This is a genomic window from Microcystis sp. M53603_WE2 (assembly GCF_030065435.1).
Window position 1 is genome coordinate 1 of record NZ_JASJFF010001011.1, and the last position, 12,050, is coordinate 12,050.

Here is a 12,050-nt window from a genome sequence, read left to right on the forward strand (position 1 = left end):
CGATAATATCATCGGGTAATTTTGAGAGATTGGCCAGGGTTCTTTTTTTGACTTGATCTCCTTCTCGATAGGAATCTGGTCGAAGAACAGCGGGGGGGGAATTACGGTTAGGAACTTTTTCTATGTACATGACCACTATTTTAGCAAATGGAGAGAATTCTTGTCCATTAAGAAATGTTACAAATTACATGGGTACATTAAGAAAAGTTAAGGGGGTGCATCCATTGATGGATAAGGGTTTTCAGCTATTATGGTATATATGTATGGGGGAAGTTCAGCTATACAAGGGCTAGAGCAACTTTTGATTTCAACGACTAGGGTGCGGAATGTGGGTCATAAGCAAAAATTATCACACAAAGTCGAGAAGAGCCATTTCCCTTCATCCTCGATGCTCTATCTGCACTGAATACAATTTAATTTGGTATTACCATAGAAAGCCGTCCTTTTAGGACGGGGTTTTCAACCCAAATTTCCGATAAATCAAGAAGGATTCTCAAGGGACTCCCGCCACTGAACATTCAGGCGATTCAGGGCAGCACTACAGGTACTTTCAAGATTTTCTAGGTAAAAGCGGACTTGACCTTGTTCATCAAAGACAGATGCCTCGTAAACAATCATCTGAGCATCGCTTCTGACAACTCGAAAAGCTACCCGTAGCCTGCCTGTTAGGGGCGAACTACCATAGCGGATGACTCTGCCTAACTTGGAAGGCAAAGCACTACTGTCCTGATAGAGCCGAGACCACACTAAAGCCATTTGTGGGATAGTATCCATAAAGCCTGGGTCGAACAGCCAAGGGGGGACGGCAGTGGAAGAATCTTGCCTTACCCAAGCTGAAGGCTGGCTCGGCTTCACCCAAGCATCAATTCCCTGTTCGTCAACCGCTACAATCTCACTCATCAGTTGAAATCGCTTGCCGTGAAATAGATACTCTAGATAAGCAAATTGAGGATCTAGACTCCTGCCTGATTTGAGCTTGACGGGATGAAGAGAGGGAGGAGCTTCTATCTCTGGGCGCAGAATAACAAGAGCGCGATATAGTGGCATCCTGGTCTCAGGATCTAGGATTTCGGCAGTTACCTGCAAGGTCGTTGCATCCGCGTGACTAGAAGAACGGGCGACGAAGAGAACTTTACGGCTCCCTTCGACGGCCATGGATACTCCCCGCAAGACCCTCAGATCAACGATTTCACAAACTTGCCAGTCGGGCCAGGCAGCTTGGGTAAATTCAGCAATCCATTCCAAGGCCCCGGTTGCCGGCAAAACAGCTTTGCCATCCAAGCAGTGATCTTCAAGATAGGGATCTGCCTCTAGAGAAAAGATGTGTTCCAGAGTCACTTTACTGTCAGGTTGCAGTTGAGGGACAGTAGAAATGAAGGGAAAAGGACGGTTAGCGGGAAGGAGAGCGAGTTTTCCGGCCTCAGCTTCATGGGTTTCCCACGGAGCTTCCCCGGCAATTACTTCTGCTGTTCCCTTATCTCCATAACTCAATTCTTCCTGGAAAAAGCGGCGACCACCGACTAGAGAAATTGGGATTACTCCCCGTTCCCGAAACTGACGCTTCACTTCTTCAGAGGCCATGCCCTTAGTATCCCAGGGTCCCCAATTGATGGCGACTACGCGGGTATTCAACCAGCGCTGGTCAAGCTGCCAGGCCAGACGATTCAAAATTTCATTGGCAGATGCGTAGTCAGATTGCCCACGATTACCGTAGCGACCGGCAACTGAACTGAAGAAAACCAGCCACTTCAAAGACTCTGGACGCAGATAGCGGCTGAGGATCAAGGCACTATCCACTTTCGTATCAAAGACCCGCTCAAAGGAAGCCAGTTCTTTATCGACAATCAATTTGTCCTCAATAATTCCCGCCCCGTGGATGGCAGCATCCAACCGTCCGTAGCGGGAGTAAATGCCTTCAATAACGGCAGCAAAAGCCTGCTCATCCTTCACATCTGCTACTATATACTCCACCTTTGCCCCTGCTTGTCGGAATCGTGCCAAATTAGCCCGAATTTCCCGCTCCCTCAAGATTAACTGGATGTGGCGCTCGATCTCAACGGGGGTGGGCAACTTACCTTGGCAACGAGCCTGAGCCAGGAGGAATTGACGCAAGCCAGTTACATCCTCAATATGGGCTGTTGCTTCGTTCTCTAGAGGAGCCCGTCCCACCAAAATCATCGTCAGGCCAAAGGAGGCTAAATCGCTGGTTATTTCCGCAGTAATGCCGCGAGCGCCGCCTGTAATTAAAACGACCCAATCAGGAGTGGGTGTAAATTTGGCAACAGTTGATCGGGATGAGAAAGGAGCCAGCTGGGTGCGGAAAGTGGTGCGTTGTCCTTGGGGATAGCCAACTTCGATGCGCCCCCCAGGTAATAACAGTTCTGAGACGAGGCATTCTGCCAGCACCCTTGGGGAAAGGTGGGGATCGAGATCTACTGCCTTGGCATGGAGGTTAGGCCACTCAGCTACTAGGGTTTTCAAAAGCCCGTTGCCACAACCGGCAATTGGCAAACTCGTCCCCCAGTTACCATCCCTGCCAAACTGTCCTCCCAAACAGGAAGCCATCAGAACCCGGCCTGGCTGTTGCCCTTTGCGGAGGTCGTCAGCACACAACTGGAGCAGGGAAAACAAGCTCTTAGCCTGTATTTGCGTATATTGCCGCCACCCAGATAGGGTAGTTGGCTCAGCCGCTTGGCTTAAAGCAGCCAAATGGACAATCCCGGCGATCAGCCCATGTTTTTCCCGTTCCCTGCTGACTGCCTCAGCTAAAGCCTTTGGTGTTTGCAAACTAGCTCGCTCAATCAGTGCTACCGCCAGCCCTCTTTGCCGCAGAGACTCTGCCAAGTAGGGAGCAACGCTAAGTTCGTCTTCAGTAATAAGAAAAAGCCCTTGGGGAAGCGGCCACTGACCGGTAGGTAGGGGGTCTGCCTGTGCTTGCATCAGGTAACGTGGAATCGATTCCCCCTGGGCTAGAACTTTCCCAAGCTTTTTGAGGGTTCCACTGTCCCAGACGGTGAGAGGCATAAGACTTGTTGAACAATGCCGTTCAGGGATTTAACCTTGGTCAAATTTTCCATCTGGGACTGCATACCTTCAGCGACAGCAGCGGGCAAACTTTTCTGTATTGCTCCCAAAATTTCCACTCGCTTGATCGAGTCAATTCCTAGTTCTGCTTCCAAATCCTGATCCAAGCCCAACATATCAATTGGGTAGCCAGTGCGTTCACTGACTAATTGCAAGAGAGTTTTGGTCACACTCTCCCGTTCGAGCAGGACAGAGGGGACAACGGCATCGGCAGGGGTTGGCAGATTGGGAGATGCTGCTGCTGGCTGGGGCTTGAGCACTGGCTCTTGCTGCTCAATTGTGGGACTAACCGATGTGGGACTAACGGATATCTGAGGCGGTGCAGCGGGTCGGGAAGGGGGTGGGGAAATTCGGGGGGGTACTGGCGGCGAAGCAGGGGACAGGTTAGCACTTCCCCCTCCATTGGAGCCAAGGGAAAGTACAGGTTGGGCTGCCGGCAGGCTCCGCTCTGGCATAGCCACCGATCTTGAAGGAGTCATTCCTTCTACCTGACTGGCTTGGAGAAATTGCAGCATTACCTTTTCCTGAAGAGTCAAAAACTGACGCATGGTCTGCTGGTAAGCTTGATAGGCTTGTAAAGCCACCGAGCCAGCAACTGAGGGTTCTTGGCTAGTAGAATAAGTCTGTGGAGTTGCTGGTTGGGAGAGCGGGGGAAAATTTTGTTCAGACATTGTTCGCTGGATTTTGGGTTGCGGATTTGAATTAGTAGGAACTATGGGGTTTAACCCGGTGAGTTGGGAAGGGGAATGGGCATGAGGGGCAGGACTAGGCGGCTTGACTGGCTCAAATCGCTCTATCCCTAAGTCTGGCTTCGCCTCGGTGTTACCGTTTTGCCCTTTTTTGTCTTGTCTGCCTAGGATAGACGTTGCCCAGGACAGGGGGGGGAGCTTGCCGCTATAACTATTGGTAGCTCCTAATGACCTGACACCACCACCGTTAACCAGCCAAGTGGTGGGTGCTAATTGAGAGGGGCTCGTTAGCTCTGCCAGTCGAGATAATTGCAGCTGCTGGACTTGGCGTCCGACAAACAGAGAAAGGAGTTGCACCTCTAGCCCTCTGGTAATTAGAGTCCCTAAGCCCAGCAGAAAGCCTCGCAGTCCTCCCCCTTGCCCATCTAAAGATACGCAAGTATGCTCTTTGTCTCCTAAAATTTGACCGACGAACTTGGTCAGGATGCTTTTTGGACCGACTTCAATAAAGGTGCGAGCGCCAGCTTCATATAAAGCCTGAATTTGACTGACGAACTCTACTGGACGGAGAGCCTGTTGGCTTAACTGGCCACGGATGCCATCGGCATCTGAAGGGTAAGGAAGGGCTGTAGCGTTAGCATAGACAGGAAACTGGGGGGACTCAAAGCAGCCAGAATTTAACTGACGGGTCAACTCTTCCTGAACCTCTGCCAGCAAGGGCGAGTGAAAAGCTCCGGCCACAGGCAGCTTTCTAGCGGTAATGCCGTCCGCGTTCAAACTGTTGATTGCTTGTTCGATCGCTGCTTGTGGTCCGGAAATGACGGACTGAAGGGGAGCATTGTGATTGGCTACCACAACTCCTGGAAAACTGTCAAGATATTGTGCCAATTCCTCGCGGGTGATTTGCACGGCAGCCATAGCTCCCTCAACCCCCTGACAAGCTTGGGACATAATCTGGCCTCTAAGGGCAGAAAGATTGAGAAATTGAGCTTGGGATAGCACACCAGCAGCGTAGAGGGCTGTATATTCGCCATAACTGTGTCCTGCTGCCAAATCTGCCTTAATGCCCAGATTGGCCAGCAAGGCTAGATAGCCCGATTCCACGGCTCCTAGAGCGGGTTGAGCTACTTGAGTCTGTTTAAGCTGTTGTTCATTGCTAATTTCGGCCGCTTCTGAATAGGCACTGGGGGGATAGATATACTGACTCAGCAATTTTGGGAAGTGATGGCCCAGATGGCTGTCGGCAAATTCCAAAGCTTGGCGCATCTCTTGCCGATAGAGAGCAACTTCCCTGGCCATGCCGGGATATTGCGCCCCCTGCCCCGGAAAGAGAAAAGCAGTGAGAGCTTTTGTCCCAGTGGGGGTGTGGCCTTCGGAGAACTGAATCTCAGGGGGCAGGGGACTGGCAGAATCCCCTGCCAGATAACTAAGGGACCGGGCCAAGCTGGCGATTAACTCTGACAAATTACTGGTCACGATGGCTAGGGTTGCTCCCCTGCCTAGGTGGTTTGTCGCTGTTAAAGCGCAACTGTAGGCCAGATCTCCGAGTTGCGGTTTTGCTCCTCCTTGCAAAGCTGTCAGCAGAAACCGCACTTTTGGCAATAATTCTTGGCGATTCTCGGCGGCCAAGATCACCAATTCCCAAGGCCAGTCATCTCCTCCCAGGGCTGGTCTCTGAACTGCTCCCCCATACTCCTCGAGAATGGCATGAAAATTCGTCCCCCCAAAGCCAAAAGCACTGACCCCTCCCCGGCGAGGTTGGTTGGGATTAGTCAGCCAGGGATGATTGTCTTTTAAGAGATAGACCGGGCTTTCTGGATCCACAATCGGGTCTAAGGGGGTGTCAACCCCAAAGTGAGCGGGTAGAACTTGGTGATGTAGGGAGAGGGCTACTTTTATTAGTCCAACGACTCCAGCGGCGCTTTTAGTATGTCCGAGCAAGGTTTTAATGGAGCCAATAGCGCAGGATTTTTGCCCTGCCCCGGAGGCTTGTAGAGAACTGGTAATTGTTTCTAATTCTGCTCGATCGCCGGCCACCGTCCCCGTGCCGTGGGCTTCATAGAGTCCCAGGCTAGCGGGAGAAAATCCCGCTTTTTCGTAAGCTCTCTGTAGCGCTCGCTTTTGTCCTGCCGGCAGGGGAGCAGTTAAACCCAAGGCCTTACCGTCGCTGGAACCAGCGACCGCTTTGATAACTGCATAAATTCGGTCTCCATCCCGTTCCGCATCTGCCAGACGCTTGAGAACAACGATGGCAATACCTTCGCTGATGACAATCCCGTCGGCAGCTTTATCGAAGGAGCGGGGTTGACCTTGGGCAGAGAGGGCATGGGTCTTGCTAAAGCAAAAATAAGCAAAAGGGCTTTGCCCTGTGTCAATGCCCCCTGCAATACAGAGATTGCTTCGTCCCGTTTCCAATTCCGTCACTGCTAGGTCAATAGCAGCCAAGGAAGAAGCACAGGCCGCATCAACAGTGAAGTTAGAGCCTCCACAGTTAAAACGGTTGGCAACCCTGCCAGCTGCCACATTCAACAGTAAACCTGGAAAAGTTTCTTCCGTCCATTCTGGTAGACGATCCCAGATCTGTGGGGAGGGATTTTCAACCACCCTCGGCACTTCTGCTCGCGCTGCATACTGCCCGCCCAGATCTCCTATCCCTCCGCCCGCACCCAAGATGACTGAGGTACGTTCTCGATCGAAATCTCCTCCCCCGTAACCCGCATCTTCTAAGGCTCTTCGCACAGCCTCCAAAGTCAATAGCTGTAGTGGTTCGATGGACTTGAGAGATACGGGAGGAATCCCAAAGCGCAGAGGATCGAAGGGAACCTCATCGATGAAACCACCCCATTTGGAATAGACCTTATCTCGTGTTTGTGGGTCAGCATCGTAGTACAAACGCCAGTCCCAACGGTGAGCGGGAATTTCGCCAATAGCTTTTACCCGGGAGAGGATGTTTTTCCAAAAAGTCTCCGGTGCGTCTGCTTTAGGAACGAGGGTCGCCATGCCAACGATAGCAATATCTGAGGGTGGGGTTGGAGTGGGTACTTTCTTTTCACCTGCTGGAGAAAGAGAAGTCAAGAGTTGGCCGCTGCCTTCAGCTACTTCTTGATGCAAGCTGCTGACACTGATCACTTGATGGCGCATGGTTGCCACCTGACCGATCATGTACATCCCTTCGCTAACCTGTTGCTCTTGGTTGACTGAGACTATTTGCCCTGTCTCATCGCGCCGCAAACCTTTGGTAGCTATGCGTAACCGTCCTAGAGTCAGGTCTTCCAAAACGTTCTTAATTTCTTCGGCAGAACTGCCCCGGGCTGCCATTTGCCGGCGGGTGTCGTAGAATTCGCGGGCAAATGGGGTGACAGCGCAACGGCTGGCATGGCCCGGTCCGGTTTCTAAGTTGATGGTCGATTGGCAACTGAGGGCTTGGGCTTGAAACTCTGGCAGGATTGCTCCACAAGCCACTGCTTCCTCCGTAAAGAGGTAGGCACTGCCCATTAACACGCCAATTTTCATGCCCCTTACTGCCAAAGGAGTGGCCATGGCACTGATCATAGCGGCCGAGAGAGCGTCATGAATCCCACCGGCGAAGATGGCGTGAATTTGCTGCTCTGCTCCAGCTGGTACTTTCTCTAACAGGGTAGCGATCATGCTTTCCCAGAGGACAAAACTGCTCAGTGGCCCCACGTGTCCTCCGCATTCTCGCCCTTCAAAAATAAACCGCCGCGCCCCCTGTTCGAGGAACATTTTCAGGAGTGCTGGCACGGGAACATGGAGGTAGGTGGCAATTCCTTGGGCTTCCAACCTCGCTGCCTGATCTGGCCTGCCCCCGGCAATCAAGGCAAAAGGCGGCTTAATTTTCTGGACTTCTTGCAGTTGTTCTTCCCTAATTGCCTGTGGAACAAAGCCAAGGATGCCAATACCCCAAGGTAGCTCTCCTAGAAGGGCTTGGGTTTTCTGCAACAGTTCCCCGACCTGTTTTCCCCGCATCAGAGCCAAAGCTAAGAGGGGCAGTCCGCCTGAGCGAGCAACTGCATGGGCAAATTCTGCCGTATCGCTGACTCTAGTCATTGGCCCCTGGACAATAGGATATTTGGTGCCGTGGGAAACTGCCAAGGGAGTTTCCGCTTGTAGAGGTTTTAGCTCCTGGGCTGTCTGCACCTGTTCCTGACTGCCCTTGAGCAGGGCTTGCAAAAATTTACCCGTGGTCTGGTAACGCTTGCGAAAATCTGCCGCTAACCCGCTTGCTTGTCCCATTGGCCAAGCTTGAGTAGCAGGATTTTCCCAGCCAATTAGGGAGGTGGCTCGTTGCCGCCAGATCTGGCCAGAAACTGAGGTTTCTTCTTGAATCTCTATCTGTGCTGCCATTTCTTGCAACTTGGCAACGGCAGCAAAACCGGGACGAGACAAGACACGACAAGCCCGCCCCAACCTCTCACCGATGGCGATCGCTTCTTGCCCGTTTAAGTAACGTAAGTATTCCTGCCATTCTCCAGGCAGAGGAGATTCGGGCATCAGCCATAATTGATCGTCTAAGACAACGCCTGCTGCACCGGCAGCCCGACAGGCTGCCGCGGTATGAATACCGATTCCTCCTTGTACATAGATGGGTAGGGAGGAGGTTTTCAATAATTTCTGAGTGAGAATAAAAGCGGGATCTTCTCCTACCCAACCGCCACTTTCCTGTCCTTTGGCTACCAATCCAGCTAAGAAAGGAAACAGAGAAGCTAAGAGAGCCAGTTGATTGGCATCGGTTATTTCCAGCAAAATTAGGCGATTTTCCCCAGAAAGAAGCTGTAATTTCTCTCTGAGCGTTTCAGCAGTTGCCTCTTGCCAGCCACTGAGAATCAACCAGTGAGATTCTAGTTCCAGTCTAGCCAAAAGTTGGCCGCTCTGCTCGATCTGTGTTAAGTTCAGTCTCAGTCCGGCTGCTCCAGGAGCATTTTTTAAAGCTAAAACCTGCTCTAGATTACTAATTGCTCGCTCTAGATTTTCTGGTTGACAAAATTCTCGATCGAGTATCCCGATTCCCCCAGCCCGAATGCTGGCGATGGCTAAACCAGGGTGTTCTAGCTCAATGGGACTCAGAGAAAAGCAGTTGAATTTATCCATCATAACCTCTAATTTTGATTAATTTAACCATCTTGACAAGCCTGTAATTGCTGGATGATAGCTGTTTGCTCTTGTTCTAGGTTGCGACCGATAAAAACCGCTTGCGTTGGCATTTTTCCGCAGATATCGGGGGCCACAACCTGAAAATCAAAACGACCGCAAATAAAATTAAACAGACAGGATGTTGCTCTATCATCTAAATTGAGAATTCCTTTGGCACGGTAAACTTTTGGGGAAAGTTCTCCGAGAAATTGCTTGAATTTATCCAAGTTCACCAATCGTTCTGTCTGATAAGAAAAAGAGGAAAAATCTTGATGGCTGTCGCGGAAACCCTGAGCAGATTTGGTTACTTGAGTTTCCAGTAGCTTTGATTGCCTTCTGTAAAGATTAGCTCCTAGGGCGAACAATAATTTGGGATCGATATTGCTGTGAGTAGTTTTAAATAAGGGGGCTCTTTGATTCAATTGACGGAGATGGCTTTCGACTCGCTCAATTTCTAGTTCTGTCACTAAATCTGTCTTATTCAAGATCAGAAAATCTGCCGCCCTTACCTGCTCGTTGAGCACTTCTTCTTCGGCTGCCAACCGCAAAAACTCTGAAGCATCTACTAAGGTGATTACTGAATCGAGGACGACATCGAGATAGTGGAGGCGCTGGATCAGGGGAAAGGGATTTGCCAGTCCAGTGGTTTCTATGACTATTAAATCGGGCTTTATTTGTTCTTGAATTTCCCGAAAGGCGTTGTGTAAAGAGAAGATGTCAACACTACAGCAGACGCAACCACTGTTCAATTCTACTACTTTATCTATATTTTCAAATCCTGATACTACTTTACCATCAATTCCCAAGTCGCCAATTTCATTCATGATAATCGCCACGCGCTTCTCTTGAAAGACTTTTTCCAGGGAATTTCTTAAAAGTGTAGTTTTGCCACTTCCTAAAAAGCCAGCGATTGCGTTGCAAGGTGTTTTAAGCATAAACCAATTTTCATAAATATCTAAGGTTATTAATAGTCAAAAATCACCTCTAGAAAGTTCAGTTTTTCACGGCTACTATCTCCAACCAAAGTCGGGGAATTTCTTTGATTTGTAGATTGTTTAAAGTAACTCCCGCCGCTTCTTGCAAAGCTTCACTAGCTATCTCTACCGGATAGCCACTTAGGGCGACTTCAGCAAACCCTGCATAGGCACCAATGGTTTCCAAACTTTGCTGTGTCAGCATAACAGTACGCTGCTTATCCTGAATAATCTCTAAATGGTGACTATTGAGCAAATCCCGCCATTGAAGTGGAGAGAACCATTCATTGCCGAAAGCTCGATTCCCCTTGCCTCGCTTTCTGCGGATGCCTTCTTGACCAGCTTGCTGCAATTGGAGTAATTTCTCGGAGACAATAGCTAAGGCTTCTTTCATCCATTCAGTATAGACCGATTCTGTTCCCTCGGGATAGGTGCCGATAAAAAAGCAAGAATTAAAGGCAAAAATTCCGCCAGGACGCAAGACTCGACTGATCCTTTGGATTAATTTCTCTTTGTCGGGAAGTAAATGGATGGCATTGCCCATCAGGACGAGATCCATGCTTGCCGGTTCTAAGTCAAAATCATCAGCGCTACCGACTTTTAGCAGCACAGCACTTTGCCCGGATTTTAAAGCTGAATTAAGTGCGTCATGGTCTTGAACGAGCATCTTTTTTTCTTTAAATAATTCCCGCGCAATCTCGAGAGATTCTGTGGAAATATCTATGCCAACAATCCCTACCTCTGGTTTGATTTCTAGGAGCAATTCACTGAGAGTTCCTGTACCGCAAGCAAGATCGAGAACCTGGCTGACATTTTCTAAGGGCAAACTGTGTAGAAATTCTCGGTTTGCTTCTAGGTATTCGGGTTGCAGGGAAAATGGTTCATAAGAAGTAATGACTGGCATATAACAATTCCTTGTCTTGGTTTTATTTTAAATTTTGGGACATAATCCTTCTAAGAAGGGAACTTCAAAGCATTTTTCGTGCATCACGGGACCATGCCCGAAATAACCGTCTTCTCCAAACAATTCTCCATGATCTGCGGTGACAATAATGTGAGTGTTAGAAGGACATTTACTAAATAGCTCACCTAGCAAACCATCGACATATTCGACGCAGCGAATTTGCTGTTTGTGTAGCTGCTCCATTTCTGCTGAATTGAAAAATGACTTTGCTGCTTTTTTTTCTGTCTCGGGTTCAGTTTGCAGCAGATCGTCCATTCTCTTAAAAACTCCATGCACTCCAGATATATGGGGCAGTTCATCCTCTTCCAGCATATAAGGATAGTGGGTTTCTCCTAAGTTAAAAAAGTAAAACCGAGGCTGTTCGTCGGGAAACTCTACTTCCTCAACCATTTTGGCAAATTCATTGTGAGTGGGCATTAGTCGATAGTCATCAAAGTACTTATTAATACTTGTAAATTGGTTGAGAACAGGTAGAGAAACTCGGCCAATAGTTTTATAACCTTGGTTTTTTAAGACTTTCGGTAAGGAGAGTTGGGGAATAAAGGTTTTAAAGGATAAGTCTGGGATTCCTAAGCGATCTACCCATTTAGCAAATTCCTGTTTATAAACTTCCGAGGCAAACACACCCCGAGGACTTTTGTGAGGAACCATGCCCATCAACATAGCATAGTGGGAAGGGGATGTCCAGGAAGCGTAGCTATAGCGGCGTTCAGCCTTGCCCAGCCGATCCATATTGGGAGTTGATGCCGCAGAGTAGCTGTCATGACGGCAGCTATCCATAACAATATAGATGAGATGCTTAATCATGTGTATCTATATACAAAATGTTCCCCACCAATGTAGTTGAAAAATCCTGCAATGTCAAGAGATAACGGTTACGCTTAATCTTAGGGTAAGCCTAACCTATTTGGCTCTTCAGTTTGTGTTATGCAATGGACGAGGGTTATAAGGGATGGAACCCTTATATAGAAAGGCATTTAGCGATTTTTGTCAATTGTTTTTTATCTAGAGCGAACTAATCAATTAAGCCTCTTCCCAGATAAGGATTTAGGCTCTTCGTTACCCTTTATGCTAAATCAACAGACAAGATGCCAAGACAACATACTTCTAACCCAAAAATTCCGAAAGTTTCTCAAGCCATAGGCTCTCCGTTTTATTAGTTTAAGTTTATTGTTGATTCCCTCGACC

Annotated in this window: 7 protein-coding genes; all 7 read right to left on the reverse strand. The window is 49.0% G+C overall.

The annotated features are described in order from the left end of the window. The coding region (locus tag PX481_RS30220) for an IS1634 family transposase N-terminal domain-related protein (RefSeq protein ID WP_502888622.1) at nucleotides 1-130 on the reverse strand (130 nt) is incomplete at its 3' end. A 350-nt stretch (nucleotides 131-480) separates the two neighbouring features. Then, nucleotides 481-3,024: an SDR family NAD(P)-dependent oxidoreductase gene (locus tag PX481_RS21345; RefSeq protein WP_288095871.1), complete on the reverse strand. Its 2,544-nt coding sequence runs from the start codon at nucleotides 3,022-3,024 to the stop codon at nucleotides 481-483. Further along, nucleotides 2,970-8,885, reverse strand: coding sequence for a type I polyketide synthase (locus PX481_RS21350; RefSeq protein WP_288095873.1), 5,916 nt, complete (start codon nucleotides 8,883-8,885; stop codon nucleotides 2,970-2,972). Before PX481_RS21350 ends, PX481_RS21345 begins: the two co-directional genes overlap by 55 nt. Before the next feature lie 20 nt (nucleotides 8,886-8,905). Then, on the reverse strand, nucleotides 8,906-9,859 hold the full coding sequence (locus PX481_RS21355) for a CobW family GTP-binding protein (protein ID WP_002762849.1): 954 nt from the start codon (nucleotides 9,857-9,859) through the stop codon (nucleotides 8,906-8,908). Nucleotides 9,860-9,917: 58 nt separating this feature from the next. After that, on the reverse strand, nucleotides 9,918-10,802 hold the full coding sequence (locus PX481_RS21360; protein ID WP_002762851.1) for a class I SAM-dependent methyltransferase: 885 nt from the start codon (nucleotides 10,800-10,802) through the stop codon (nucleotides 9,918-9,920). Nucleotides 10,803-10,829: 27 nt separating this feature from the next. Further along, nucleotides 10,830-11,669 carry a sulfatase-like hydrolase/transferase gene (locus PX481_RS21365; protein WP_002762853.1) on the reverse strand — a complete coding sequence of 280 codons (840 nt, stop codon included), beginning with the start codon at nucleotides 11,667-11,669 and terminating at the stop codon, nucleotides 10,830-10,832. Nucleotides 11,670-11,938: 269 nt separating this feature from the next. Then, nucleotides 11,939-12,050, reverse strand: a 112-nt coding sequence (locus PX481_RS21370) for a transposase (protein ID WP_288025593.1), incomplete at its 5' end; no start/stop codon positions are given.